A 26571-nucleotide genomic window follows, 5' to 3' on the forward strand; every position below is an offset into this window, starting at 1 on the left:
GCGCAGGAGTTCCGGCAACGAGGGGGCAGTTCCATGAAACGCATTTCCCTGGCGATCGCGATCGGCCTCGCCGCGGCGGCCTTGCCCGTCATCGCGAGCCCGGCGTCGGCCATCACCTGTGGTACCCAGTGGACCCAAGGCAGCTCCGGCCCGAACGCCCGCGACTACCAGTGGGGCAACTGCGGCACCACCGCCACGAAGATCAAGGCGTACTCGCTCACCTACGGCGGCGCCTTCAAGACCCTGATCGGCGAAAAGTGCGTCCCCGCCGGGGCTGTGGTTCCGCTCGGGCGGACCACCGACTGGCGCGTTCTCTCCTACACCGGCGAAGACACCGGCGCGGGCTGCTGAAACCGTGCGGGTGAGCCGGCTCCGGCTCACCCGCACGGTTTCACTCCCGCAGGCCGATCGCGTCGATGGGCCGGGACCGCAGCGCCACCCACGTCGACAGCCCCATCGTCACCATGCCCAGCAGCGCCGCGCCGCCGACGATTCCGAAGTAGACGGACGGCGGGCCCGACGGCAGCGGGCTCCCCCGCAGCCCCACGTTCAGCAGACCCAGCGGTACCAGCGCGACCACCGTCCCCAGGGCCACCGCGATCCCGACCGTGGCCAGGGCCTCGAGCCGCATCATGTGGGTCACCTGGCGGCGCGTCGTGCCGACCAGACGCAGCAACGCGAACTCGCGGGACCGCTGTGCCGTCGTCAGGACCAGCGTGTTGGCCACCGAAATCGCCAGGTACCCGACGATCACGCCCACCGCGACCAGGTTCAGGTAGAACTGCGCCTGCCGCTCGCCGCCCTCGGGAGCCGGTCCCGGAGAAGCCACCGTCAGCCCCGGGTACGGCAGCGAGCGCAGCGCCGAGGAAACCGCGGCGGGATCGGCGTTCACCGCACGCCGGACGAGCACCGAGTCGTCCAGCCGGCCACCGTTGTGCTCCCGGGCCAGCCCGACCGGCAGCACGAAGTCGCCGAACGCCAGGTCGTGCGTGTACGTCGCCACCAGGCGCAGCTTCGCCGGGACGCCGTCGCCGAAGTAGAACGACACCTCGTCCCCGATCTTCTTGTCCAGCCAGTCGGCTTCCGAGCGGCTCAACGCCACCGTGTCACCGCGCAGGTCCGCGAGCCGCCCCGAGTCGACGCCCAGCTCGAGTGCGCCGCGGACCTGGTCGCCCGCCAGTCCCTGCGCGGGCTTCCGCTGGACGTCCATGGCGTCGCCGGTGGCCGTCGCGACGATCACCGAGGTCCGCACCACCGGCGTCGCCGCCGCCACGCCCGGCAGCCGCCCGGCCGCCGAAGCGACCTCCGGCGAGACACCCGCCGGGCCGGCCAGCACGTAGTCGGCTGTCGTCGAGCGGGCCGTCTCCTCCGCCGCGGCCGCCGTCGACGACGTCTGGCTGTAGAACGTCGCCAAGGCGAACGCGATCGACAGCATCAGCGGCGTCACCGCCGCCGCCAGCCGCCGCGTGTTGGCCTGGGCGTTCGCGCCGGCCAGGTACCCACTGATCCGCCAGACCCGCCCCAGCACCGGCGCGAGCACCCGCGTCACGAGCGCGGTCACCTGCGGGCCGACCACCGCCAGCCCGATGACGACGACCAGCGTCGCCATCGTCGAGATCGCGGTCGCGATGTCGCCGCGCAGGAACAGCGGCACCAGCGCGCCGCCGAAGCCGGCCAGCACCAGGCTCCAGCCGGTGATCAGGCGGCCCCGGCCGAGCTCACGGCGCTCCACCGCCGCCTCGCCGAGCGCTTCGACCGGCCGGATCGTCGACGGCCGCCGCGCCGCCGCCCACGCCGCCAGCCGGGCCGCTCCCAGGCCGAGCAGCAGGGCGGCCAGCGACGGCAGCGGGCTGATCGCGAGCCCGAAGTCGGCCGGGATCACCCCGATCGCGGCGAACGCGTCCCGCAGCCCGGACGCCACCGCCAGGCCCAGCGCGCCGCCGAGCACACCGGCGACGAGCGCGACCAACGTCGTTTCGGTGCCGATGAGCTTGCGGACCTGCTTCGGCGTCGCCGCGACCGCGCGCAGCAGCGCGAACTCCCGGCGCCGCCGGTTGATCGTCAGGGCCAGGGTGCTGGCGACCACGAACACGGCCACCAGCAGGGCGAACCCGCCGAACGAGCCGGCGATGGCCAGCAGCAGCATCCGCGTCTGGCTGACGTCGAGGAACTCGATCGTGCTGCGTTCGACGCCCGTGGTGACCTCGGCGCCGTCCACGACCGCGCCGATCGGCCCGGCGAGCGTCTCCGGCGCCACCCCGGGATCGGCCAGGACGCCGATCGCGTGGGCCCGGCCGGGCTGCCCGGCCAGTTCCGCCGCCTCCTGCGGGGTGAAGAACAGCGCCGACTGCCGCGACAGGGCGTCGACGATGCCGCTCACCCGGAACGTCTGCGGCACCGACCGCGTCGCGATCCGCACCTGGCCACCGACACCGACTCCGGCCCGCTGGGCGAGGGCGGCATCGAGGACGACGTCGTCGGAGGCCGAAGGGGCGGCGCCCGCGCGCACGGTGAACGGCGCCAGCACGGCCGCGTCCCAGTTGTGCCCGAGGGACTGCGCACCGCCGAGCACCTCCCCGGAAGCCGTCACGACCTGCGCCGGGAAGCTCTGCTCGGCCACCGCCGCGCGGACACCGGGCACCGAAGCGATCCGCCCGGCCAGTGCCTCCGGGACCGACGGCTGCTCGCCGACCTGCTCGGACGTCAGCGCGTCGGCCCCCGGCGGGTGCACGGTCTGGGCGCCGCCGACGACGACGGCCGCGGCCGCGTAGCGCTGGGTGGGGACGCCGGCGCGCAGGCCGGACTCCATGAGGACCCCGCAGCCCGCCACCAGGGCGGTGCCGCACAGGATCGCGATGAACGCGCCGGCGAACCCGCCGAGCCGCGTCCGGATCGTCTGCCAGGCCAGGGACAGCACGGTCACCACTCCCCGAGGTGCGTCATCCGCTCCGCCACCCGCTCGGGGGTGGGGTGCGGGAGGTGCCCGGCCAGCTTGCCGTCGGCGAGGAAGAGCACGCCGTGCGCGGCCGAGGCCGCGACCGGGTCGTGGGTCACCATCAGCACGGTCTGCCCCATGCCGTCGACGACGGCGCGGAGCAGGTCCAGCACCTGCCGCGCGGTGCGGGTGTCGAGGGCGCCGGTCGGCTCGTCGGCCAGCACGACGTCGGGCCGCGCGATGAGTGCCCGGGCGATCGCGACGCGCTGCTGCTGCCCGCCGGACAGCTCCGCCGGGCGGTGCTCCAGCCGCTTCGCCATCCCGACGCCTTCGACGATTTCGCGCAGCCACTGCGGGTCCGGTTTCGTGCCGGCCAGCCGCAGCGGCAGCGTGATGTTCTGCAGCACGTTCAGCGACGGCATCAGGTTGTAGGCCTGGAACACGAACCCGACGCGGGTGCGCCGCAGCCGGGTCAGCTCGTTCTCCTTCAGCCGCCCGATCTCGGTGCCGCCCAGCAGCACCCGGCCCGACGTCGGCCGGTCCAGCCCGGCCGCGCAGTGCAGGAAGGTGCTCTTGCCCGAGCCCGACGGGCCCATCACGGCGGTGAACGTCCCCCGCCGCACGTCCGCCGTCACGCCGTCCAGCGCGGTGACGGCGCCGTCGCCGGAGCCGTACACCTTCCGCACCCCGGCCAGTTCCAGCGCATTCGCTGTCGTCATCGGTGATCCCCTTTGTTCTGTCACCGGGAAAACTAGGGCGGCGGGGGCGCGCGTTCGATCCTGTGGAGGGGTGGATCCGGGGTAGCGCCAGCACCACCACGGGGGTGGGGTGGGACACTGTCGCCGTGACGACCCGCCTGCGCGAGTGCTGGTCGGCGGCTCGTTACCTCGTCGTCGGCGCCGGCACGTCGCTGTTGTCGATCTTCGCCCTCGCCGGGCTCTTCGCCGTGCTGCTGCTGTGCCCGTTCGGCGTCGGCATCCCGTCGCTGGCCCCGGCGATCCGGCTGGCGCGGTGGCCGGTCGGGGTCGACCGGCGCCGGGCCGCGCGCCGGCTGGGCGAGGCCATTCCCGAGCCGTACCGGGACGGCTCGCCGCTGAAGGACCCGGCGACCCGCCGCGACCTCGCGTGGCTCGCGATCCACGCCGCGACCGGGCTGGTCCTCGGCAGCCTGGCCGTCGGGCTGCCGCTGGGCGCGGTCCAGCAGGTCGTCACGGTGATCCTCTGGCCGGCGGTGCCCGGCGGGATCGAAGGCTCCCTCGGCATCCTGGTGAACTCGTGGCCGCGGGCGGGGCTGGACTTCCTGGTCGCCGCCGCCATGGCCGCGGCGACGCTCCTGCTGCCGCGAGCCGCGCGCTGGCAGGCGCGCACCGCGCGGAAGCTGCTGCGCCCCGCGCCGGGCGTCGTCCTCGCGGACCGGGTCGCCGAGCTGACCGCGACGCGGGCGGCCGCGCTGGAGGCGCACGGCGCCGAGCTGCGCCGCATCGAGCGTGACCTGCACGACGGCACCCAGGCGCGGATCGCCGCGGTCGTGCTGCAGCTGGGCATCGCCGGCCAGCTCTACGACCGCGACCCGGAAACGGTGCGCGACCTGCTGGTCAAGGCCCAGGACACCGCGACCGACGCGCTCGCCGAGCTGCGGACGGTCGTGCGCAGCATCTACCCGCCGCTGCTGAGCGAACGCGGCCTCGCCGGCGCGGTGCAGGCGCTCGCCGAGCGCACGCCGGTGCCGACCGCCGTCACCGTCGAGTACGAAACCGGCCGCCCGGCCGCGGTCGAGGCCGCCGCGTACTTCGTCGTCGCCGAGGCGCTGGCCAACGTCACCAAGCACGCCGACGCGTCCACTGTGGACATCACGCTCGGCGGCACGGCTTCCCTGCTGACCCTGGAGATCCGCGACGACGGCCGCGGCGGCGCCGACCAGAAGCGCGGCAGCGGGCTCGCCGGCATCCGGCGCCGCGCCGAAGCCTTCGACGGAACCCTCACCCTGACCAGCCCACCCGGTGGGCCGACCGTGCTGCGAGTGGAGCTGCCATGCGGGTCGTGATCGCCGAGGACGACGCGTTGCTGCGCGAAGGCCTCTCACTGCTGCTGAAGACGGCGGGCATCGAAGTGGCCGCCACGTTCGACAACGCCGAGGCCTTCCTCGCTTTCGTCGAAGGCGACCGGCCGGACGCCGTCGTGATGGACGTCCGGATGCCGCCGACCCACCGCGACGAGGGCCTGCGCGCCGCCGTCCGCGCCCGCGAGATCCACCCGGGCCTGCCGGTGCTGGTGCTCTCGGCCCACGTCGAGACGAGCTACGCGGTCGAGCTGCTCGCCGACGGCGTCGGCGCCGTCGGGTACCTGCTCAAGGAGCGGGTCGGCAAGGTCGAGCGGTTCCTCGAGGCGCTCGAGCGGGTCGCCAAGGGCGGCACGGCGATGGACCCGGAGGTCATCGGCCAGCTGATGTCCCGCCGTCGCGCGAAGGACCCCCTCGAAGCGCTGACCGCGCGGGAGCGCGAAGTGCTGGCGCTGATGGCCGAGGGCTACAACAACGGCACGATCGCCGAGCTGCTCGTCGTCAGCGACGGCGCGGTGCTCAAGCACATCCGCAACATCTTCGCGAAGCTCGGCCTGCCGTCGGACGAAGGCGGCGGCCACCGCCGGGTGCTGGCGGTGCTCGCCTACCTCGGCCGGGACGCGGGGTAGCGCAGGCACCACCCCGGATCCGGGTGCGGACGGCATCGTTTCCGTCCTCGTGCGGTTCTAGCGTTTGCGTCATGACCAACACCACCGCACCCACCCGCACCGCGACTCCCTTCGTTCTCTGGCCGGTCCTGCTCGTCAGCGCCGCCGTCAACGCGATCGGGTCCTTCACCGGGCTGGCCGACCCGTTCCGGATCACCGCCGGCGCGATCGCGACGGTCGCCCTCGTCCTGCTGGTCGTCCACTACGTCCGGCGCCGGAGGGCGTGAACCACCAGCGCCGCCGCCACGAGTCCCGCGGCGACCCGGAACGGGTTCGCCGCCCCCGCGAGCACCGGGCCGGCCGTCGCGCCGATGTTGAGCGCGGCGGTCGCGTAGGAGCCCGCCATCGTCGGGGCGCCGGCGGCCAGGTGCAGGATCCGGGTGATCACCGTGCCGCCGACCGCGAAGGACAACGCGCCCTGCGTGAAGGCTTCGACGACGAGCGCCGCGGGCACCCGGGCGGTGAGGGCCAGCACGACCCAGCCGGCGAGCAGCAGTGAGCCCCCGATCGTGATGACCCGGCCGGGCCACCGGTCGGCGAGGCGTCCCGCCGCCGTGATGCCGGCGAAGCACCCGGCCCCGAAAGCGGCGAGGACCACCGGCACCGGCGCGACCCCCTCGGCGACCGGCGCCAGGTAGGTGAAGACGCCGAAGGTGGCCGCGTTGACGAGCGCGCCGAGCAGGAGCACGCCGGCCAGGGGACGGAGTTCCCGGAGTTCGCTCCGGAGGTCGGCGGTGCCGCCCGCCGGGGTGTCGGGGACGCGCGACACCGCCGCGAAGGCGGGCAGGCAGAGCCCGGCGACCGTCCAGAAGGCCGCCCGCCAGCCGAAGGCGGCGTCGAGCAGCGCCCCGCCGGGGATGCCGGCGACGCACGCCAAGGTCGTCCCGCCGAGGAGGACGGCGATGGCGCGACCCCGGCGTTCGACGGTCAGGGCGACGGCGAGAAACCCGGCGTTGGCGACGGCGGCGACCACCCGCGTCGCGAGCAGCACGGCGAAGGACGTCGTGAGCCCGCCGACGACGTGCGCGACGACGAAGAGGACCAGGAAGGCCCGCAAGGCGATGCGCCGTCGCCAGGTCCGCGAAAGGGCGGCCATGAGCGGCGCGCCGGCGACCATCCCGGCGGCGAAGGCGGAGGTGAGGGAGCCGGCTTGCGCGACGGAGACGCCGAGCGCGGCGGCGATGCCGGGCACGAGCCCGGCGAGCATGAATTCGGACGTGCCCATGGCGAACACGCCCAGGGCGAGGAAGTACAGGAACACAGCGAAGACTCCAGGGAGCACGAAGACGGTGGACGCTTCGTGGTCACCCGGGACCCGGGCGTGCGGGAGTTACCGGGCCACCGGGATGACCGGCGGCCCCACCCTGGACGCTTCGGGGCTCGACACGGACCCGACTTTACCGGGGTCCGGTGTGCCGTTCGAAGGTGGCCGCGCTGCCGTGAATGACTCATTCACGTCGTCCGACGACAGGAATGAGTCATTCACGTCGTTTCGAGCCGCCGGCCGTGCGAGCCGGGCACGACCCCCTCAAGACACCCCGGCGGCCCGGAAGCTCGCCCGGTAGGCCTGCGGGCTGGTCCCCACCACCCGCTTGAACCGCTCCCGGAACGCACCCGGCGAACCGAACCCCACCTGGGCCGCGATCCGGTCCACCGGCTCACCGGTCGCCTCCAGCAGGTGCTGCGCCCGCCGGACCCGGGCCCGCAGCAGCCACTGCAACGGCGTCGTCCCCGTCTGCTCGCGGAAGCGCCGGTTCAACGTCCTCGTACTCATCCCCACCCGCGCCGCGACGCCGGACAGCGTCAGCTCCGAAGCGCAGTTCTCCTCCATCCACGCCAGCACCGGCTCCAGCTCGGACCCGCGGGGCGTCGGCGGTACGTCGTGCGCGATGAACTGGGCCTGGCCGCCCTCGCGCTCCAGGGGCATCACCGACAGCCGGGCCGCTTCGGCCGCCACCGCCGAGCCGTGGTCGCGGCGGATCAGGTGCAGGCACAGGTCCAGCCCGGCCGCCGCGCCCGCGGAGCTCAGGAGCTGTCCGTTGTCCACGTACAGCACGTCCGGGTCCACCTCGATCGCCGGGAACGACCGCGCCAGCTCGGGCGCCGCCGCCCAGTGGGTCGTCGCACGCAAACCGTCCAGCAGGCCCGTCTCGGCCAGCACGAACGCGCCCGAGCAGATCGACGCGATCCGTGCTCCCCGCGCCGTCGCGTCCCGCAGAGCCGAGATCACCGCGGGAGGTACCGGTGGGTTCGACGCCCGCCCCGGCACGATGATCGTGTCCGCGTCCGCCAGTCCGCGCAGGTCCCACGGCGGCCGCAGGGTGAACATCCCCGCGTCGAGCTCGGGTGCCGGACCGCAGATCCGGACCTCGTAGGCCGGTGAGCCGTGCAGGAGCGTCCGCGAGAAGACCTCGATGGGCGTCGCCAGGTCGAACGGGACGACCTGGTCCAGCGCGAGGACGGCCACGATGTGCATGTCCCCACGATAGATCGTCCACTAAGGACGGAGGCTGCGCAGCATCAGGTTCGCGAAGTGCTCCCCCACCTGCTCGCCGGACAGCTCGCCGTCCGCGTGGTACCACATGCCGAGCCTGTGGATGGCGCCGAAGTGGTAGTTGATCACCAGGTCGGCCGGGACGTCGTCCCGGAAGACGCCCGTGCGCTGGCCTTCGGCGACCAGGTCCCGCACGCGCTCGTGGTAGGTGCGCCGCTCGGCGCGCACCTGGACCTGCTTGGACTTCTCCAGCAGCGGGAACGACAGGAAGAACACGGTCGCCGCGTCGAGGTCGGCGATGCTCGTCACGACCACGTCCACGATGATCGCGTGCAGCCGCTCCGGCAGCGGCAGGTCCGACTCCGCGATCGTCACCATCCGGCGGGTCTGCATCCGCAGCATCGCCGTGTAGATCTCGAAGAGCAGGTCGTCCTTGGACTCGAAGTAGTGGTAGAGGCCGCCCTTGGTGACGCCCGCCTCTTCGACGATCTCACGGACCGTCGTCGCCTCGAACCCCTTCTCCGCGAACAGGCGCACCGCCGCCCGCACGACCTTGTCCCTGACCGTCATGCCACCACCCTATGTGAGCGGGCGGGCCGGCTCGCGCGGCGCCACGAGCCGGCCCGTTCCTCACCTACCCAGCAGATTCACCTGCTCCGGGGTGGCGCGTTCACCGGAATACGGCGTGATGGCCCCGGTGCCCCGGTCGGTGACCGACGGTGGCTGGATCACCGTCGTCGTGGTGTCCGGGTTGATCTTGAACACGTACGCACCCGTGTAGCCGGAGTGCGAGTCCTTCGAGAACCCGAACGGCGTCAGGCCCGGCCCCTTGAGGGCGCCCGAGCTCATGGCGTCGACGATCTTCTGCCGCGTCGGGTCCGGCCCGGCGGCCTTCAGCGCCTGGCCGAACGTGTACGCCTGCACCATCCCGTAGAACAGCGTGTTGGTGAGCGGCTCCTTCGGGATGTACTTGTCGTGGATGCCCTTGAAGTAGGCGACCCACGGGTCGGACGTCTGCGCGACGTCGGGCAGGTAGCCGGTGCCGATCAGCCCGTTGAGCAGCTGCGCGCTCGACACGCTCGCCCCGCCGCGCTTGGCGAAGTCCTGCAGCAGCCCGGACAGCGTCGCCGGGTCGGCGCCGATGCTGCTGACGACGAACTGCGGCTTGTACCCGATCTTCGCCGCGGCCAGGATCGCCAGCGCGGTGAACGCCGGGATGCACTCGCAGACGACGACCTCGGCGCCCGCGGCCTTGAGCGCGGACAGCTGCGGCGTCACGTCGGTGTTGGCGCTGTCGTAGCCCTGCCGCGCGACGGTCTGGTCCTTCACGAACTGGTCGAGCCCGGCCTGGGTGTCGCGGCCGATGTCGTCGTTCTGCGTGAAGTACCCGATCTTCTTGCCGGCGAAGGTGTCCTTGACGTACTTGCCCTGGATCTTGCCCTCGCGGGCGTAGTCCAGCTGGTACCCGAAGGTCATCGGGGACTTCTGGGGGTTGTCCCACGCCAGCGCGCCCGAGGACACCAGCAGGTCCGGCACGCCCTCGGAGTTGAGGTAGTCGACGACCTTCGAGTGCGTCGGCGTGCCCAGGCCGCCGACGATCGCGAACACCTTGTCCTGCAGGACGAGCTTCTTCACGACCTCGACGGTCTTCGTCGGGTTGTAGCCGTCGTCCTCCACCTTGTAGTCGATCTTGCGGCCGTTGATCCCGCCGCCGTCGTTGATCGCCTGGTAGACCGCGCGGGCGCCGACGGAGATCTTGCTGTACCCGGGCGCGGCCGGGCCGGTCAGCGGCTGGTGGGTGCCGATGACGACGGCGTCCTTCGTGACGCCGACGGCCGAGTCGGCGGCCTGCTGACCGCCGCCGTCGCTCTCCCCCGCCCCGCCGCACGCGCTGAGCGCGAGCGCCAGCACCGCGATTCCCGCGACGGTTCTAGTGGTTCTCATGGTTCTCCTTCTTTTCGGCGGATCGACGGAGAAGCCCGCGCAGCCGTTGGAACCCGCCCTGGATGCCGCGCGGGAAGGCGAGCACGACGACGATGAGGATCACGCCGTAGACCGCGAGCGGGAGGTTGTTGGCCACGTCGGTGTTCAGGTGCAGGGCGTCGGCGAGGTCCTCGGACCAGGCCTGGAAGTAGACGAGCGCGACCGCGCCCCACAGCGCGCCCCACAGGGAGCCGAGCCCGCCCAGCACCACGGCCGCCAGCAGGCTCAGCGACAGCGCGGGCGTGAACGAGCCGGGCGCGGCGGTGCCGAGCAGGAACGCCTGCAGGCCACCGGCGAGCCCGCCGCAGACCGCGCTGATCAGGAACGCGAGGATCTTCGTGCGGCCGACGGCGATCCCGCCCAGCGACGCGGCGACCTCGTCGTCACGGACGGCGCGGAAGTCGCGGCCGAGCCGGCCGCGGACGATGTTCAGCACCAGCACCAGCGCGATGAGCACGCTGAGCCAGACGATCCAGGTCTGCCAGCGCAGTTCGGGAACGCCGATCCCGGCCGGTCTGCTGTGGACGGTGAAGCTCAACCCGTTGCTGCCGCCCAGGAAGTCCTGGAACCGGCGGGTCAGCGCGGGCAGGCCGACGGCCAGCGCGAGCGTCGCCCCGGCGAGGTACGGGCCGCGCAGCCGGGCCGCGGCGGCCCCGGCCAGCAGCCCGGCGAGCCCGCCCGCGGCCGAGGCGAGCAGCAGGTCGGCCCACAGCGGGAACGACGGGACCCGCCGCACCAGCAGCGCCACCGTGTACGCGCCGATGAACATGAACGCGCCGTGGCCCAGCGAAACCTGCCCGGTCAGGCCGGTGAGCAGGGTCAGCCCGGCGACCGCGACCAGGTAGTAGCCGATCGTCGCGATCCGCAGGTTGGTGAACTCGTCGGTGACCAGGGTCAGCACCACGACGACGGCGAACGCGCCCAGCGCGAACAGGACGTGGCGCAGCAGCGGCGGCACCGTCCGCTTCTTCGTCACCGGCTCGACGCGGGTTTCCGGAATACTCGTGCGCACGGTCATACCCGCCTCACCTTCGCGCGGCCGAACAACCCGCTGGGACGCACGATCAGCACGACGACGAGGATCGCCAGCGCGGCGATCGTCACCATCTCCGGTCCCAGGTAGCCGGACACATAGGACAGTCCGACGCCGAGGACGAACCCGCCGGCGATGGTGCCGAGGGGGTTGTCCAGGCCACCGAGCACCGCCGCGGTGAGGGCGTAGACGAAGACGCCGTCCAGCACGTTCGGGAAGAGGAACGGCGGGGTGGCGAGCAGCCCAGCCAGCGAGCCGACCGCGGCCGCCAGGCCCCAGCCGACGGTGAGCATCAGCCCGACCCGCACGCCGAGGGTGCGGGCCACCTCCGGGGCGAACGCGGCCGCGCGCATCCGCAGGCCCAGTGGGGTGTACTTGAACACCACCAGCACGAGCGCGGCGATCACGAGCACCACCAGCACCACGAACAGGTCGTTGGCGGAGAACCGGCCGACGAAGTCGAAGGCGTACGGGAACGCCAACGGCTCGTTGGACCAGATCATGCCCGCGATCGCCTGCAGCACCAGCAGGAGCCCGAGGGTGACGATGATCGAGCTCAGTTCGGAGCGGTGCCGCAGCGGCCGGATCAGCAGCCGTTCGGTGGCGACGCCCAGCACGGTCCCGGCCACGATCGCGACGGCGAAGCCGAGCCAGTAGCTGCCCGTCGCCCTGGTCACCGAGTACGCGAGGTACGTCGAGATCAGGGCGAGCGCGGGCTGCGCGAAGTTCACCACCCGGGTGGCCCGGTAGATGATGACCAGCGCGAGCCCGAGCGCCGCGTAGACCGCGCCGGCGGAGATCCCGCCGAGGGTCAGGTCGAGGAATTCCTGCATACCGGACCGTTCTCTCCCTGGTGGTTGCTCAGAAACCGAGGTAGGCGTGACGGAGGCCGTCGTCGGCCAGCAGCTCCGCGGCGGTGTCGACGGCGACGACCCGGCCCAGTGCCAGTACGTAGCCGCGGTCGGCGATGGACAGCGCGCTGTGCGCGTTCTGCTCGACGAGCACCACGGTGAGCCCGGTCGAGGTCCGCAGGTCCCGCAGGATGCCCATGATCCGCGCGGTGATCAGCGGCGCGAGGCCCAGCGACGGCTCGTCGAGCAGCAGCAGGTCGGGCCGGCTCATCAGGGCGCGGCCGATGGCGAGCATCTGCCGTTCGCCACCGGACAGCGTCGCGGCGGGTTTCGCCGAACGTTCCTCCAGCGGCGGGAAAAGCTCGTACATCTCCTTGCGCGCGGCCTCGCGGTCGGCGCGGTCGCGGCGCCACAACGCGCCGAGCCGGAGGTTCTCGTCGACGGTCAGCTCGGTGATCACGCCGCCGCCCTCGGGCACGTGCGCCACCCCGCCGCGGGCGATGCGGTCGGCCGCCAGCCCGGTGAGTTCCCGGCCGTCCCAGGTGATCCGGCCGCCACGCGCCGGCTGCAGGCCGCTGATCGTGCGCAGCAACGTCGTCTTGCCCGCGCCGTTCGCGCCGAGCACCGCGGTGATCCCGCCGCGCTCGACCGCCAGGCCGACGCCGTCGAGCGCGCGGACGGCGCCGTAGGCCACGGAAAGCTCGTCGATCTCAAGCACCGGGCGCCTCCTCGGCGGGGTCACCGAGGTAGGCCTCGGCCACGCGGGGGTCGGCCTGGATCTCGGCCGGGGCACCCGCCGCGATCACCTCGCCGAAGTTGAGCACCACGACGCGGTCGCAGACCTGCATGACGAGGTCCATGTGGTGTTCGACGAGCACGACCGCCATGTGCCGCCGCAGCGAGAGGATCAACGTCGAGAGCTCGACGAGCTCGGCGGCCGAAAGCCCGCTGGCGGGTTCGTCGAGCAGCAGCAGGTCCGGTTCGGCCACCAGCGCCCGGGCGAGGGCGACGCGTTTTCGCACGCCGTAAGGCAGAACGCCGGGCAGCCGGTCGGCGAGGTCGGCGATCCCGAGCTCCCCGAGCGTCGCCCGGGCACGCGCGGCCAGGTCGGATTCGTCGCGCGCCGAACGCCCGGCGCCGACGAGCGCGGGGAGCACGCCGGTCTTCGCGTGGCGGCCCGCGCCGGCCATCACGTTCTCGAGCACGGTCAGCCCGGCGAAGAGGCCGAGCCCCTGCAGGGTGCGGACGATCCCGAGCCCGGCGAGGTGCTCGGGGCGGTGCCGCACGAGCGGTTCGCCGCGCCACAGCACCCGGCCGGACTGGGGCCGGACGAACCCGCAGATGACGTTGAAGAGCGTGGTCTTCCCGGCACCGTTGGGTCCGATGACCCCGACGACGGTGCCGGCGTCGACGCTCAGCCGCACGTCGTGCAGCGCGGTGAGCCCGCCGAACCGCACGGTGAGGCCGTCCACCACGAGCAGGTCCTCGTCGGGCCGTGCCTCACCAAGAAGCGTCATCGTCGACTCTCCCGTCTCTCCTGTCCCACTATGTGGACCAGGCCGTACCGCGCGGTCGGTATGAAGAGGGTGGGGTGCGGCGCCGGTCGTGTCAAGGTGCGAACCAGCGGAAACCGGATCACCGTGACCGGTCCGTGAATTTCGGGAAGCCCGTGCGCCGGGAGAAGTCCTGACCACACAAGAAGGGCGGGTGCGCTCTTCAGCGCACCCGCCCTTCCCCGCCGGCCCCGGTCAGCCGGTACTCGCCTGCGGCGTGATCATCGCGGAAGCGTCGAGCTTCGTCTGGACGACGCCCAGCTGCTGCAACAGGTCCGGCACCCGCTGGATGCGGCGAGCGTCCAGGGTGGACCCGAACGCGGGCATCACCATCAGGCTCGCGATGTCCTGGTCCACTTTGGCGTTGCGGACGACGAGCGGCTCGATCCGCGCGCGGTCGACCGCGGCGCGCGTGGCGTTGAGCATCGCGCGCTGGAACGCGAGCATCGTCTTCGGGTGACCCTGGACCCACTGCGCCGTCGCGCCGAAGCCGGTGAGGGGGAAGGACTGCGTGCTGCCGCTGGCGGCGTCGATGACCGGGACCGCGCCGGCGACCTTGGCCGCCTGCGTGAGGAACGGTTCCGGCTGGTAGGCGGCGTCGACGCGGCCCTGCGCCAGTGCGGCTCCCATCTCCGGCAACGGCATCGGCACCCACTGCACCTTGTCGAAGCCGACCCCGTGATCGCGCATGACCGACCGGGTCAGCACGTCCGAGGCGGCGTTCTTCGAGCTGATGGCGATCCGCTTGCCGTTCAGGTCTCCCACCGTCTTGACCGGCGAGTTCGGCACGGTGACCAGCTCGTTGCTGCGCGGGCTCGCCGAGGTGGCGTCGGCGATCAGCTTCACGTCCGCCCCGTTGTTCTTCGCCAGGAAGAACAGGGTGTAGGTGGACAGCGCGAGGTCGTCCTGGCCGTTCGTCATCCGGTTCAGCGCCTCCTGGCCGCTGGCGCCGGTGTCGGCCTGCACGTCGAGCCCTTCGGCCTTGAAGTAGCCGCCTTCCTGGGCCAGCCAAAAGGTGGCGAGGTCGACGGCGGCGAAGATCGCGACGCGGATGGCCGGTTTTTCGACGGCACCGGCACTGCCGGACCCGCCTCGCTGGTTGCACGCGCTCACCAGCAGCGCGAGGACGAGCGCGAGCACGGCGAACCGGCGGGTCGAGGCGCGTTTGGGCATGGCACTCCTCGGAAAGGAATCTTTTCGATCACGGGAATCCGGCTCGTACAGCCGTGATCGCCGGACTGTAGATGACGTTTTCCGGGTCCGCAAATATCGATTCGGGAAAGCCTGAACGGCGTTCAAACGCGTAATCCACTGACTGGACGATGATCACCAGGGGAAACAAACCCACAAGAAACCGGCACACAGCGTGATCGATGTCCGCCAACCAGCCGAGCGCACTACCGCGGATGACCCATCGGGAAAGGAATCGCCCGCGCGCGGCCCGGCAGCGGAAAACCGATTCCGGCCGGCGCAGTAACAACCAGATCTTCTTCGGAGACTCTGGCGGGCGGAATGGGAGGGGACGCCGATGAACGTGTCGTGGAAGTACCGGCCGCCGATGCTCTCGCCGAGGTTCGCCCACGACGTGGCGACCGTCGGCGACGACGTCTTCGTGCTCGGCGGGTCGGACGGGAAGGTGGTCTTCGGCTCGGTGGAGACGCGCAAGGTCACCGGCGGCGGCGCCTGGCACTACGTCAGCCCGATGCCCACCCCGCGCGGCAACCACGCGGTCGGCGTCGTCGGCGGGTTGGTCTACGCCGCCGCCGGGATCACCCCGGACGAGCGCACCACCGACGTCGTCGAGGTCTACGACCCGGCGGCCGACGAGTGGCGGCCGAGCCCGTCGCTGCCCGTGCCGATCGGCGCGGCGTCGGCGGCCGGACTCGGCGGAAAGCTTTATGTGGCAGGTGGTTTCGTGGGCGACAGCGACCCGGAGGAGCACGCCACGGACGCGGTGCTCGCGTTCGACCCGGCCGCGCGGCGCTGGGCGCCGGTGGCGCCGATGCTCACACCGCGCGCCCGGCACCGGCTCATCGCGGCGGGGAAACACCTCTACGCGCTCGGCGGTTTGCCGAGCAGGCAGCAGAACGCGCTCGATTCGGTGGAGCGGTACTGCCCGGAGACCGATCGCTGGGAGTCGGTCGCGCCGATGCGCAAACGGCGGGGCGCGCCCGGCGCGGTGCGGGTGGGCGACCGGATCGTGGTGGTCGGCGGCGGCCCCGCGCCGGTCGAGGACCCGACCGCGCGGGACCGCACGACCGAGGTCCTCGACGTCCGCACGGGGGAATGGGTGCTGCTGGGCACACTGCTCCCGCACGGCCGGGCGTCGCTGGTCTGCGCGGCCACCCCGGCACACCGGGTCCTCGCCATCGGCGGGAACGCCAACCTCTACGGCAGCCTGGTGACGGTGCCGGACGTGCTTTCGCTCAAACTGCCGTGAGCGGTCAGCAGAACCAGCCGGCCTGGATCCAGCCGCGCTGGTTCACGTGGCCCATCGCGTAGCCCTCGGCCCAGTCGCCGCTGGGCGAGTACCGCGACAGCTCGAAGTGGTCACCGCGGTAGAGGGTGCCGATGATGACGCCGGCCGGCTGCGTCCGGACATAGAGGTCCTGGGCGCAGATTTCGTGCACGGTGCCCGCCGAAGCGACGGGCGCGAAGGTGATCGCCGCGGCGGCAGCGAGGGTCGCGGTCAGGATGACGCGGTTCATCGGTTCCCTTTCAGTTCAGCGTGAAGCAGTCGCGGAGCAGGAAGCCCCATTGGCTCGTGCCGTGCCAGAAGACGTCGGCCGAGTTGTGGTCGGAGGTGATGTAGCGGACGCCGATGTAGTTGCCCTGCACGAGCGTCGCGATCGGGTCGGAGTGCCCCTGCCCGGCGGTGTAGTTGCCGAAGAGGGTGGCGGTGGCGCAGGTGATGTGCGCGGCCCGGGTCGGCACCCACGGGTCGCCGATCGTGCCGCTTCCACTTTGGACGGTCGCCTCGGCGGGCGCGGCGGCCAGGCCTGCCGCCGCGACGGCGAGCAGTGCGGCCACACGGAGTCGGTTGAGCATTTCGGTCCTTTCCGGACGGACGAGGTCGTCGGGAAAGAACTACCTTCCGGCACGGTCGGGCGGAAGCCCACGCGATGACCGGGTGTGCACACTTCGGGTCCGTCCGTGCAACGGCGCCGGTCAACGCGCTGCCGACCACCCGCCGCGCCCCCGCACCGGGCCTGGACGCACCAGGCGCCCGCCCCGAACTCCGGATGGCGCTCCCGGCCGAGTTCGAGCGCCCCGATGTGGCGTTCGGTGCGTCAGACGCACCGAACGCCACATTGGGTGCGCTGGACGCACCCAACGCCACATTGGGCCCGGGCGACCCGGCGCCACCCGCCGGCGCACCCGCTCGCGGCACCACCCACTACCCCACGGCGGCCCTGGCCGGCGTCGCGAAGCGGCGCAAACCAAGCCTCTCCCGACACCGCCCACTACCCCACCGCAGCCCTGGCCGGGGTCGCGCAGCGACGCAAGCCCGGCGTGCCCGCTCCCACCATCGCCACCGCCACCACGCACAGCAGCCCGCCACTGACCAGCGCCGCCGTCCCCGACGTGACCCCCGCGAGCAGCCCGCCCCGCAGGTTGCCGAGGTCCGGGCCCGCCTGGCCGACGACCTGCTCCGCCGCCGCGACCCGACCGAGGAGCGCGTCCGGCGTGTTGAGCTGCACCAAAGCCCCGCGCGACACCACCGAAACCGTGTCCGCCGCACCCGCCAAGACCAGGCACGCCAGGCCCAGCCACGGATCCGGCGCCACCCCGAACCCGACGAGCGCACCGCCCCAGGCGGCCGATCCGGCGAGCATCACCAGACCCTGGCGGGGCAGCCGGGTGAACGCGCCCGAAAACACCGACGCCGCCACTCCGCCCACCGCGATCGCCGACAGGAACAGTCCCAGCGTCCGTGGGTCGCCGGCGAACCGTTCCGCGTTCACCAGCGGGAACAGGCTGATCGGCATCGACAGGACCGTCGCCGCCAGATCGGTCAGCAGCGCGCCGCGGACCACCGGGGTGCGCACCAGGAACGCCAGCCCGTCCAGCACTCCGCGCAACCCCGGCCGCGAAGGGTCGCCGTCGGGCCGCATCGGCGGGAGGCCGAGGACGCCGTAGAACGCCATGGCGAACGTCAGCGCGTCGACGAGGTAGCAGCCGCCCACCCCGAACCGGCCCAGCAACAGCCCGCCCAGCGCCGGGCCGAGCAGCATCGCGCCCTGGAAGGCGATCCGGTTCAGCGCCAGCCCGGCCGGGAGCTGCTCCGGCGCCAGCAGCCGCGGGACGAACGTGCGCGCCGCCGGCCCGCCGCCCGCGACGAAGCAGGACTGCACGGCCACCAGCCCCAGCACGGCCGGCACCGGCACGTCACCGAGAAACCCCTGCACGGCAAGGAGAACCGAGCAGACGGCCTGCCCCGCGGTGGTGAGCAGCGCGAACTTCCGCCGGTCGACGCGGTCCACCAGCGACCCGGCGAACAGCCCGAACACGACCACCGGCAGGGCCTGGGCGAGCCCCACGGCACCGACCCAGACCGTGCTCCGGGTCTGCTCCCAGACCTGGAACATCACGGCGACGAGCGTCATCTGCGCCCCGAAGCCGGAGCACACCCGGCCCAGCCAGAGCCGCCGGAAGGCCGGCGACACGCGAAGCGGGGTCAGGTCGACGAAGGCACCGGTCACGGACACCGCGAAATCATAACAGCGCTTATACGTTTCGGAACTCCAGCAGGCTGCGCCCGTCGCTGACGTCCGTCACGGCGTCGAGCGCCAGCCCGTGGGCCGAGGCGAGGGCCTCGAACTCCTCGACCCGGCGCTCCCGGCCGCCGAAGATGACGAGCATGGCCAGGTCCATGTCCGTGGCGGCCCGCCGCCCGCCGACCTGCTCGACGACCAGGATCCGCCCGGCCGGCCGGGCCGCCTCGGCGCAGCGGGCCAGGATGCGACCGGCGTGCTCGTCGTCCCAGTCGTGCAGGATGTCGCACAGCAGGTAGGCGTCCGCCCCCGCCGGGAGCGGGTCGAAGAAGCTGCACTCGACCGCCTCGGCCCGGTCCTCGAGCCCGTGCGCGGCGAAAGTCCGGGCGGCCGCGGCGGTGTCGAGTTCGACCAGCCGGCCCCGCGCCCCGGGGTGGGCCGCCAGGACCGCGGCGAGCAGCGTGCCCGGGCCCCCGCCGACGTCGACGATCGTGGCGAAGCGCCCCCAGTCGAAGCCGGCCACCAGCTGCGGGACCTCGGCGCGCAGCCGGTGCGCCATCTGCCGGTCGAACGACTCCCGCAGGGGCGGCTGCTCGGCGAGGTCGCTCCAGAAGTCCCGCCCGTACCGGCGGTCGTACCCGGCCTGTCCGGTGGTGACGCTGTGCAGGAGCTCGACGAACGCCAGCTCGGCGCGCCCGCCCGCGGTGTCCAGGTTCAGCAGGACGGTGGTCAGGCTGTCCCCGCACAGGTTCTCGCCGTACCCGGTGGTCCGGTAGCCGGCAGCCGTCCGCTCGAAGAACCCCAGGGTCGCGAGGTGTCCCAGCAGCAGGCCGAGCGGCACCGGCGCGACGCCGAGCTCGGCCGCCAGCCGATCGACGGCGACCTCCGCACCGCGGAGCCGGTCGGGCAACCCGAGGGTCACCGCCACGCGCAACGCCATCGGTGTCGCCAGGCTCGCCATGCGCAGAATCGTGTTCGCGTCGTCACTCCCCATGACGATCGATCCTGGCACCCGGCGGATTCCCTCCACAAGGGACGGTCGGTGACCGGATGACCACCGGCGGCAAGGGGAAGCGGATTGGAAGCCGTCTGGGGCAAGATCAGCGGCATCCCGAACCTGAGGAGTCGAACCATGAGAGCCCGCTTGCTCCAGGCCGTCATCGGCACGGCCTTCTTGGCCGTCCTCGTCCTCGCGCCCGCCGCCCAGGCGGCCGAGAACCCGCCTCAGACCGGCCCGTCCATCGGCGTCGGTCCCTACATCGGCGACTCGCCCCGGCCCGGCACGGCCAGCGCGGAAACCAGGTAGCCCGCGCGCAGGACGGCGTCGCGCAGCACCGCGCCGCTCTCCCGGACCCGGGCTGGGGCGAGCACGAACCCCGCGTTCGTGTGCTCGCCCCAGCCCGCCATCACGTGCGGCTCGCCGAACCCGCGGATCGGGCACGGCAGCGGCGGCGCCACGGGCACGTGCGCGTCGCTGGCCAGCAGGCTGACGTCCGCGCGGGCCGCCTGCTCCGGCACGGCCCGCGCGGCCCGGTCCGGCGGCGCCTGGTGCGCCACGACGAGTGCCCGCGGGACCCCCAGTCCCGCGGCCACCCGCCGCTGCGCCAGCCGGTAGGCGACCAGCGCGCCGAGCCCCGCACCGAACAGCACGTGCGGGCGGGCGAGCACCGCGGCCAGTTCCGCCGCGAGGGACTCCACGAGCAGCCACATGTCCCGGTACGGGTGCTCCTCCCGGCGCTCGCCCCGGCCGGGCAGCTCGACGACGTGCACGGAGATCCGGGGATCGCGCCAGGCCCGGTACCGGCCGGCTGCCTCCCCCGCGTCCGGGAAGCAGACGAACAGCAGTCGCTCGGCTTCGTCGGTGTCCACCCGCGGCCCCCTTTTCTCCTCGGCCGGGGATAGGGTCGAGGACGGCACTTCCGTTCCGCTTCGGTCGGCCTTCTGGGGGCTCCACGTGCGCTACCGCCTGCTCGGGCCGGTCACGGTCCTCGGCGACACGGGCGAGGTCCGGCCCGGCGGCCAGAAACAGACGTCCGTGCTGGCCGCGCTCCTGCTGTACCCGAACCGCGTGGTCAGCGAAGACCGGCTCATCGACCTGACCTGGGGCGAGAACGCGCCGCCGAGCGTCCGCGGGCGGCTGCAGGTGCACATTTCGGAGCTGCGGAAGCTCCTCGGCCGCGACGTCATCGTCCGGCGCGCGCCCGGCTACGTGATCGAGGTCGCGCCCGGTGACCGGGACCTCGACGTGTTCGACGACGAGGTCGCCCGGGCCAGGGCGACGTCGGGGCCGGAAGCCGTCCGGCACCTGCGGGCCGCGCTGGCGCTGTGGGACGGCACCCCGCTCGGCGGGGTGAGCGAGCCGCTGGCCGAGCACGAAGGCCCGGCGCTGGCCGAACGCCGGCTCGTCGTGCTGGAGGAGCTGTACGAACAGGAACTGGCCTCCGGACGGCACGGCGAGGTGGTCGGGGAGCTGCGCCGGCTCGTCGAGGAGCACCCGTTCCGCGAACGGCTGCGGGCCGCGCTGATGCTCGCGCTGCACCGCTGCGGCCGCGCGCCGGAAGCCCTCGAGGCCTACGCGCGGGCGCACGAACTGCTGGTGGACGAGCTCGGCATCGAGCCCGGCCAGGCCCTGCAGGAGCTGCGGATGCGGATCCTGCGCGGCGAAGGGGAACCGGCGCCGGCCGCGGGCCCGGTCGTGCCGCGGCCCGCCGAGCTGCCGCTGGACGTCCGCGGGTTCACCGGCCGGGCGCCGGAGCTGGCCGCGCTCGACGAGCCCGGCGACGTCTGGGTGATCACCGGCACCGCCGGCGTCGGCAAGACCGCGCTGGCCGTGCACTGGGCCCACACCGCGCGCGCGGGCTTCCCCGACGGTCAGCTGTACGTGAACCTGCGCGGCTTCGACGCCGACGACGAGCCGCTCACGCCCGCCGCCGCGCTCGCCCAGCTGCTGCGCACCCTCGGCGTCGACCTCCGGGACGTGCCGCCGGGCATCGACGACCAGAGCAAGCTCTACCGGTCGCTGCTGGCCGACCGGCAGGCGCTGGTGGTGCTGGACAACGCCCGCGACGTCGCCCAGGTGCTGCCGCTGCTGCCGTCGTCGGGCCGGGTGCTGGTGACCAGCCGCCACCGGCTCGACGAGCTCGTCGCGCGCACCGGCGCGCGGTCACTCGGCCTGAAGCAGCTGCGGGAGGACGATTCGCGCGCGCTGCTGACCGTCCTGCTCGGCGAGCGGGCCGCCGCCGAGCCCGGGGCCGCCGACGAGCTGGCCCGGCTCTGCGGGCACCACCCCCTGGCGCTGCGGATCGCGGCGGCGAACACCGGGGTCGCGAGCCTCGGCGAGCTCGTCGACGAGCTGCGCGGCGACCCCCTCGCCCAGCTGGGCTTCGACGGCGCCGAGGAGAGTGCCGTCGCGAAGGCGTTTTCGGTGTCCTACCAGGCGTTGCCGCCGGGGCTGCGGCAGGCGTTCCGGCTGCTGGCGCTGGTGCCGGGAGCCGACTTCACGGCGATCGCCGCGGCGGCCCTGCTGGACGTGCCGGCCGAGGAGGCGACCCGGCGGCTGCGCGGGCTGGCCGCGGCGAACCTCCTGGAGGCGCACGCGCCCCGCCGCTACCGGTTCCACGACCTCGCCCGGCGCTACGCCGAGCGGTGCGTCCGCGCCGACGAAGACGAAACCGCGCGCGAAAAGGCGTGGGAGCGGCTGTTCACCGGGTACTGCGCGGCCGCGGACGCCGCCGTCGCGCTGTTCGGCGCGCGGATCGTGGCGCTCCCCCGCGACGACGCCCCGGCGGCGCCGAGCCCGGTCGCGTTCGCCGACGCCGCGGAGGCCGTGGCCTGGCTGGACGTCGAGGTGCCGAACCTGGCGGCGGCGCTGCGGCTGGCGGCGACGCGCGGGCCGTACCCCGCCGCGTGGTACCTCGCCGACGCGCTGCGGCGGTTCTTCCACGACCACGGGCGCCGCGCGGAGTGGCTGGAGCTCGCGCCGATCGTGCTGCGCGCGGCACGCGAACACGGCGCCCGGCCGGCCGAGGCGCTGGTGCACCTGTCGATCGGCGGCGCGTACTTCCGCGAAGGCCAGCACGAGGCGGGCATCCGGCACTCGGAGAAGGCGGTGCTGGCCAGCCGGGCGTGCGGCTGGCGCGAGTGCGAGGCGACGGCGGTCGCGAACCTGGGGTCGATGCTGGAGTGGACCGGCCGGATCTCGGAAGCCGTCGAACACAGCCGGCGCGCGATCCAGCTGTTCCGCGAGCTGGCGAACCGGTCGGGCGAGGCACTGGCGCTGAACTCGCTGAGCTGCCACTACCGGCAGCTGGGCCGGCTGGAGCAGGCCGAGGACTGCCTGTGCGAGGCGGTCGCCCTGTGCCGCCGGGAGGAGCTGCGGTTCTGGGAGGCCGCGAACCTCGCCGACCTCGGCTGGGTGCTGCTGGAGACGGGACGCTTCGAGGAGGCGGCCGAAGCGGTGGAGGGATCCCTGAGCGAGTTCCGCGGCCTCGGTTCGAGCTTCGGCGAGGCGACCGCGCTCACCGCGTTGAGCGCGCTGCAGAGCGCCCGCGGCGATCACGACGCGGCGGCGCGAACGGCGGAAGAGGCACTGGAGCGCGTCCGCCGCGACGGCGACCGGCAGGTGGAGGCGGCGGCGTTGATCGCACTCGGCCGCGCGTCGGAAGCCGGCGGCGACCTGGCCTCGGCGGAGCGCGTGCTGAGCGAGGCCCGCGAACTCGCGGTCGAGTCCGGCCTGCGGGGCCGGCTGGCGGAGGCGTCGGCGACGCTGGCGTGGGTCCTGGCCGCGGCCGGCCGGGTCCCGGAGGCGGGCGAGCACGCGCGAACGGCGTTGGACGCGGCGCGAGCGGGCGGTTACCGGCTCCTGGAGGCCCAGGCCTTGCTCGGTCTCGCGGCGGTGGAAGGCGCGGCGGGGCGGTCGATGCTGGCGGACGGGACGGCGCGGGAGGCGCGGGGGCTGTACCGGTCGGTGGGGCACGTCACGGGCGAGGCGCTGGCCGAGCGCTTCCTGGCCGACCTCGCCCGCCGCGCCACGGGCTGAGCTCACCTACCCCCGGTTCGAACGCAGTGAATGACTCATTCCTGTCATCGGATGACATGAATGAGTCATTCACTGCACCGGAGGCGGCCCGGAACGAGTCGTTCATGACGCCGCGCGTGGTGTTACCTCCGGCCCGCCCGCGCGACATACTGAAGCCATGCCCCGTCCGAAACACGTCCCCGCGAGCGATCTGCGGCTCCCGGACGCACTGCAGCCGGGGCGGCCCAAGGGCGACCAGCTCCGCGAGATCCTCGAAAGCGTCGCGACCGAGGCCGGTCCCGGGCGGCTGATGCCCTCCGAACGGTTCCTCGCCGAGCACTTCGGCGTCGCCCGCGGCACCGTGCGCCAGGAGGTCAACCGCCTGGTCTCCGACGGCGTTCTCTACCGCCAGCACGGCACCGCCACCTTCACCGCCGAACGCCAGGCCGCGCACATCGACATGCTCACCTCGTTCACCGAGGACATGAAGGCCCGCGGCGTGGTCCCGAAGACGAAGGTGCTGCACGCCGAGGTGCTGAGCGCGGGCCCGCGCATCGCCGGGCGCCTCAACGTGCCGCCGGGTGCGCGCGTGTTCCGGCTGGAACGGCTGCGCTACGTCGAAGACGAGCCGTTCGCCGTCGAGCGCACCAACCTGTCCGTCGACCGGTTCCCCGACATCGAGCTGTTCGACTGGGAGACGCAGTCCCTGCACCGCACCATCGAGGAGCGCTGGGGCGTGCACGCCGAATGGAACGACACGGCGATCTCCGCGGTCCTCCCCAACACCCACGACGCCGGCCTGCTGGGCATCGAGCCCACCCAGCCGTGCCTGATCATCGAAGGCACGCTCCACGACCAGAGCGGCGGCGTCATCGAAGCGGGCCGCTCGCTCTACCGCGCCGACCGCTACACCGTCTTCACCCAGGCGCGGCGCAGCCCGGCCTGACCGGGCAACCCCCCGGTGCCCGTCGCGCGTGAAACGGCGGAAGGGGCGCACCGATGACTCGCCGGGCCAAGGGACACCGAGCACTCGTGCCGGCCGTCGTCTTCGTGGCGTCGGCAGCACTGGTCGTCTGGTCCGCGCACGAGGAACGGCAGTCCACGGCGACCGCGCTCCTCGTGACCGGCTTCGCCGTGATCGGCGTGGTGCTGTGGGCGATCGCCTGGGTGCGGGACGCCTGGGGACCCCGCACCGGCCACGTTCCGCCGGCGCTGAGCCTGGTCGGCTTGTTCTTCCTGGCCGTCGGCGGGCCGGCGCTGGTGACCGACGTGGTCCTGGCACACCGCGGCACGCCGACCGAGGTGGAAGTGGCACGGGTGTCCCCCTTCCCGGACGGCGGCGACTACCCGCTCGTCCTGCCGGGCGGATCGACCCCGGTGCGGGGCGACCTGCGCGACGACGGAGGGCTCGCCGCCGGCGAGCGGCTCACCGTGCTGGCCGACCGCGGCCGGTTCGTCCGCCCGATGCTGCCCGAGGACGTCGACCCGGCGTTCCCCGCGCTCTACGTGCTGACCGGCGCGGGGCTCCTGGCCGCCGCCGGGCTCCGGTCCGGCTTCCCGCTCACTCGCGCGAACGCATGACGTCGTGCGCCCGGAGCAGCGTCAGGCAGTGCTCCACCAGCACGTCCCCGGCATCCGGGCCGAACAGCGTCACGTACGACTCGTAGACCCCGTCGCGGTGCCCGTCCGCGTCCGGCAGGTAGCCCAGGTAACCGTCGGAGTAGCCGATCACCCGCGTGTGGCGGAACGGGCTCTCCCGCCGGATGCGCAGCCCCAGCGACGCGAACAGCTCGAACGGCGTGTGCAGCCACGCGATCTCGCCCAGCGACACCACGGTGACCGGGACCTCCGCGCAGCCCTTCGGCCGATCGGTGGCCGCCATCGCCGCGAGCATCGCGCAGCCCTCGTACCGCGTCTGCGCGATCCGGACCGCCGGGTGGTCCTCGCCGTGGCGGGCCAGCTCGTGCTGCCATTCGCGCTCGGCCGACTGCCGCAGTTCCTGGCTGTCCTCGAGGGACGGCACGTCGCGGTAGGGCAGGTGCAGCGGCGACCGCGACAGCCGGATCGGGCCCGTCGCGGCCGGGGACGACGCCGCCGCGAGCGTCCGCGCGATCGACGTCGCCAGGTGGCCGCCGAGCGCGCGGACCTCGGCGTGGTCGCGGCCGCGCCGGACGAAGCGGGAGCTCGCATCGCCCGCCGCGCCCTGCAGGAACACCGCCACCGGCTGCCCGATCAGCGCCGCCAGCTCGCGCCGCGTCGCGCCCGGCCAGTCGGCCGACCACGAGAGGTTGTCGGGCCCGAGCACGGTCGGGTGGCTGGCGTAGTCGAACAGCAGCGCGGCCGGGGAGCCGTCGTCGCGGCGCAGCTCGAGCACGCCGAACGACGTGTCGTGCGGCCCGTCCGGCCGGTAGCGGTTGCCCCCGACGGCCTCGGTCGACCCCGCGTGCCAGCGGGCCCGGACGCGGCCGCGGCCCGCGCGCAGCCGCAGCGCCGCGCCGGTGACCGTCTCCGCCATGCGGCCGACCAGCCCGGCGTCGCGCTGCCCCGGCAGCCCGGGGTGCAGCTGGCCGGTCCAGCCCTCGGGCCCGGAATGCGTGTGCGACGCGCAGACGAGCACCCGCGCCGGGTCGATGCCCACCGCGGCCGCGACGGCGTCGGCCAGGGTGCGGGTGAGCCCGGCGTCGACCGCGAGCGCGTCGAGCGCCACCCACAGCACCCCGGGGTCGTCCTCGGTGGACAGCCAGATCAGCGACGCTTCGAGGTCGTCGTGCGTGCCGGTCGCGACGCCGTTCCGGGCCAGGTAGCCGCCGAGCGGGTGCCCCGGCCCCGGCGTGATCCGGACGTCTTGCGCGGCGAGCAGGAGCGCGGCGGTCACCAGGTGGATTCCAGGACGTCGACGACGCCGTCGCGGCCGGCGGCGCGGGCCACCCCGGCGAGCTCGGTGACGTCGTCGGTCGTGTGCAGCAGGACCTCCAGCAGCATCGGCAGGTTGAGGCCGGACACCAGCTGCAGGCGCGGGTGCACGGCGGCGAGCGCGCGGACGGCGTTGAACGGCGAGCCGCCGTGCAGGTCGGCGAGCACGAGGGCCTCGGTGGCCCCGCCGAGCAGCGTGAGCAGCCGGACGCCGAACTCCTCCGGGCTGTCGTGCGGGCTCAGCTCGCAGACCTTCAGCCGCGACTGCGGCCCGAGGATCATCTCGGCGGCTTCCCCCACGCCGGAGGGCAGCCGCCCGTGCCCGGCGAGAACGATCGGGACGGACATGG

27 protein-coding genes are annotated in these 26571 nt (G+C 73.3%); 8 read left to right on the top strand and 19 right to left on the bottom strand.

Going from position 1 to position 26571, the window contains the following annotated elements; translation table 11 throughout:
* Positions 1 to 33 precede the first annotated feature (33 nt).
* Complete coding sequence (locus QRX60_RS04150) at positions 34 to 351, top strand: hypothetical protein (RefSeq protein ID WP_285999467.1); 318 nt, start codon at positions 34 to 36, stop codon at positions 349 to 351.
* Positions 352 to 391: 40 nt separating this feature from the next.
* Here the strand turns inward: QRX60_RS04150 and QRX60_RS04155 are convergent, their stop codons facing one another.
* On the bottom strand, positions 392 to 2926 hold the full coding sequence (locus QRX60_RS04155; RefSeq protein WP_408630204.1) for an FtsX-like permease family protein: 2535 nt from the start codon (positions 2924 to 2926) through the stop codon (positions 392 to 394).
* A complete protein-coding gene (locus QRX60_RS04160; RefSeq protein WP_285999468.1) occupies positions 2920 to 3654 on the bottom strand; it encodes an ABC transporter ATP-binding protein in 735 nt (244 codons plus the stop codon). Before QRX60_RS04160 ends, QRX60_RS04155 begins: the two co-directional genes overlap by 7 nt.
* A 125-nt stretch (positions 3655 to 3779) precedes the next feature.
* On the opposite strand from QRX60_RS04160, the gene QRX60_RS04165 reads away from it, so the two are divergent.
* The 3 genes from QRX60_RS04165 to QRX60_RS04175 all read left to right on the top strand — a co-directional run bounded on the left by QRX60_RS04165 (position 3780) and on the right by QRX60_RS04175 (position 5889).
* Entirely contained in the window at positions 3780 to 4979 is a 1200-nt protein-coding gene (locus QRX60_RS04165) for a sensor histidine kinase (RefSeq protein ID WP_285999469.1), read from the top strand.
* Positions 4967 to 5623 carry a response regulator transcription factor gene (locus tag QRX60_RS04170; protein WP_285999470.1) on the top strand — a complete coding sequence of 219 codons (657 nt, stop codon included), beginning with the start codon at positions 4967 to 4969 and terminating at the stop codon, positions 5621 to 5623. The genes QRX60_RS04165 and QRX60_RS04170 overlap by 13 nt, the downstream gene beginning before the upstream one ends.
* 71 nt (positions 5624 to 5694) lie before the next feature.
* Positions 5695 to 5889: a hypothetical protein gene (locus QRX60_RS04175; protein WP_285999471.1), complete on the top strand. Its 195-nt coding sequence runs from the start codon at positions 5695 to 5697 to the stop codon at positions 5887 to 5889.
* On the opposite strand, the gene QRX60_RS04180 is transcribed toward QRX60_RS04175, so the two are convergent.
* The 10 genes from QRX60_RS04180 to QRX60_RS04225 all read right to left on the bottom strand — a co-directional run bounded on the left by QRX60_RS04180 (position 5865) and on the right by QRX60_RS04225 (position 15056).
* A complete protein-coding gene (locus QRX60_RS04180) occupies positions 5865 to 6887 on the bottom strand; it encodes an MFS transporter (RefSeq protein WP_408630256.1) in 1023 nt (340 codons plus the stop codon). The genes QRX60_RS04175 and QRX60_RS04180 overlap by 25 nt on opposite strands.
* Positions 6888 to 7190: 303 nt before the next feature.
* A complete protein-coding gene (locus tag QRX60_RS04185) occupies positions 7191 to 8138 on the bottom strand; it encodes a GlxA family transcriptional regulator (protein ID WP_285999473.1) in 948 nt (315 codons plus the stop codon).
* A gap of 21 nt (positions 8139 to 8159) precedes the next feature.
* Positions 8160 to 8726: a TetR/AcrR family transcriptional regulator gene (locus tag QRX60_RS04190; protein ID WP_285999474.1), complete on the bottom strand. Its 567-nt coding sequence runs from the start codon at positions 8724 to 8726 to the stop codon at positions 8160 to 8162.
* 60 nt (positions 8727 to 8786) lie between these two features.
* Complete coding sequence (locus QRX60_RS04195) at positions 8787 to 10100, bottom strand: ABC transporter substrate-binding protein (protein ID WP_285999475.1); 1314 nt, start codon at positions 10098 to 10100, stop codon at positions 8787 to 8789.
* On the bottom strand, positions 10087 to 11157 hold the full coding sequence (locus QRX60_RS04200) for a branched-chain amino acid ABC transporter permease (protein ID WP_285999476.1): 1071 nt from the start codon (positions 11155 to 11157) through the stop codon (positions 10087 to 10089). The genes QRX60_RS04195 and QRX60_RS04200 overlap by 14 nt, the downstream gene beginning before the upstream one ends.
* A complete protein-coding gene (locus QRX60_RS04205) occupies positions 11154 to 12005 on the bottom strand; it encodes a branched-chain amino acid ABC transporter permease (protein ID WP_285999477.1) in 852 nt (283 codons plus the stop codon). Before QRX60_RS04205 ends, QRX60_RS04200 begins: the two co-directional genes overlap by 4 nt.
* A 28-nt stretch (positions 12006 to 12033) precedes the next feature.
* Entirely contained in the window at positions 12034 to 12741 is a 708-nt protein-coding gene (locus QRX60_RS04210; protein ID WP_285999478.1) for an ABC transporter ATP-binding protein, read from the bottom strand.
* Positions 12734 to 13540: an ABC transporter ATP-binding protein gene (locus QRX60_RS04215; RefSeq protein ID WP_285999479.1), complete on the bottom strand. Its 807-nt coding sequence runs from the start codon at positions 13538 to 13540 to the stop codon at positions 12734 to 12736. The genes QRX60_RS04210 and QRX60_RS04215 overlap by 8 nt, the downstream gene beginning before the upstream one ends.
* 231 nt (positions 13541 to 13771) lie before the next feature.
* Positions 13772 to 14749, bottom strand: coding sequence for an ABC transporter substrate-binding protein (locus QRX60_RS04220; RefSeq protein ID WP_285999480.1), 978 nt, complete (start codon positions 14747 to 14749; stop codon positions 13772 to 13774).
* 28 nt (positions 14750 to 14777) lie between these two features.
* Positions 14778 to 15056, bottom strand: a complete 279-nt coding sequence (locus QRX60_RS04225; protein WP_285999481.1) for a hypothetical protein — start codon at positions 15054 to 15056, stop codon at positions 14778 to 14780.
* Positions 15057 to 15104: 48 nt separating this feature from the next.
* Between QRX60_RS04225 and QRX60_RS04230 the strand changes: the two genes are divergently transcribed.
* The gene (locus QRX60_RS04230) at positions 15105 to 16016 is read left to right on the top strand and encodes a Kelch repeat-containing protein (protein WP_285999482.1); all 912 of its coding nucleotides are present in this window, start codon (positions 15105 to 15107) and stop codon (positions 16014 to 16016) included.
* A gap of 4 nt (positions 16017 to 16020) precedes the next feature.
* On the opposite strand, the gene QRX60_RS04235 is transcribed toward QRX60_RS04230, so the two are convergent.
* The 5 genes from QRX60_RS04235 to QRX60_RS04255 form a co-directional block, all read right to left on the bottom strand.
* Entirely contained in the window at positions 16021 to 16284 is a 264-nt protein-coding gene (locus QRX60_RS04235) for an SH3 domain-containing protein (RefSeq protein WP_285999483.1), read from the bottom strand.
* Between the two features lie 10 nt (positions 16285 to 16294).
* Positions 16295 to 16624: a hypothetical protein gene (locus QRX60_RS04240; protein WP_285999484.1), complete on the bottom strand. Its 330-nt coding sequence runs from the start codon at positions 16622 to 16624 to the stop codon at positions 16295 to 16297.
* A 416-nt stretch (positions 16625 to 17040) separates the two neighbouring features.
* Positions 17041 to 18285, bottom strand: coding sequence for an MFS transporter (locus tag QRX60_RS04245; RefSeq protein WP_285999485.1), 1245 nt, complete (start codon positions 18283 to 18285; stop codon positions 17041 to 17043).
* Between the two features lie 19 nt (positions 18286 to 18304).
* Positions 18305 to 19285 (bottom strand): methyltransferase, encoded by a 981-nt coding sequence (locus QRX60_RS04250; protein ID WP_285999486.1) that lies wholly within the window; start codon positions 19283 to 19285, stop codon positions 18305 to 18307.
* A gap of 260 nt (positions 19286 to 19545) precedes the next feature.
* On the bottom strand, positions 19546 to 20160 hold the full coding sequence (locus QRX60_RS04255) for a thioesterase II family protein (protein ID WP_285999487.1): 615 nt from the start codon (positions 20158 to 20160) through the stop codon (positions 19546 to 19548).
* A gap of 85 nt (positions 20161 to 20245) precedes the next feature.
* Here QRX60_RS04255 and QRX60_RS04260 point away from each other — a divergent pair, with 85 nt between their 5' ends.
* The 3 genes from QRX60_RS04260 (at position 20246) to QRX60_RS04270 (ending at position 24889) form a co-directional block, all read left to right on the top strand.
* A complete protein-coding gene (locus QRX60_RS04260) occupies positions 20246 to 23329 on the top strand; it encodes an AfsR/SARP family transcriptional regulator (protein ID WP_285999488.1) in 3084 nt (1027 codons plus the stop codon).
* 157 nt (positions 23330 to 23486) lie between these two features.
* Complete coding sequence (locus QRX60_RS04265; RefSeq protein ID WP_285999489.1) at positions 23487 to 24254, top strand: GntR family transcriptional regulator; 768 nt, start codon at positions 23487 to 23489, stop codon at positions 24252 to 24254.
* Positions 24255 to 24307: 53 nt separating this feature from the next.
* Positions 24308 to 24889 carry a hypothetical protein gene (locus QRX60_RS04270; protein WP_285999490.1) on the top strand — a complete coding sequence of 194 codons (582 nt, stop codon included), beginning with the start codon at positions 24308 to 24310 and terminating at the stop codon, positions 24887 to 24889.
* Here the strand turns inward: QRX60_RS04270 and QRX60_RS04275 are convergent.
* Both QRX60_RS04275 and QRX60_RS04280 read right to left on the bottom strand, forming a co-directional pair.
* Complete coding sequence (locus tag QRX60_RS04275; RefSeq protein WP_285999491.1) at positions 24870 to 26183, bottom strand: hypothetical protein; 1314 nt, start codon at positions 26181 to 26183, stop codon at positions 24870 to 24872. The genes QRX60_RS04270 and QRX60_RS04275 overlap by 20 nt on opposite strands.
* On the bottom strand, positions 26180 to 26569 hold the full coding sequence (locus tag QRX60_RS04280) for a PTS sugar transporter subunit IIA (RefSeq protein ID WP_285999492.1): 390 nt from the start codon (positions 26567 to 26569) through the stop codon (positions 26180 to 26182). The genes QRX60_RS04275 and QRX60_RS04280 overlap by 4 nt, the downstream gene beginning before the upstream one ends.
* Positions 26570 to 26571: the final 2 nt, after the last annotated feature.

The organism is Amycolatopsis mongoliensis (genome assembly GCF_030285665.1).
In the GTDB taxonomy this organism is placed as follows: Bacteria; Actinomycetota; Actinomycetes; order Mycobacteriales; family Pseudonocardiaceae; genus Amycolatopsis; species Amycolatopsis mongoliensis.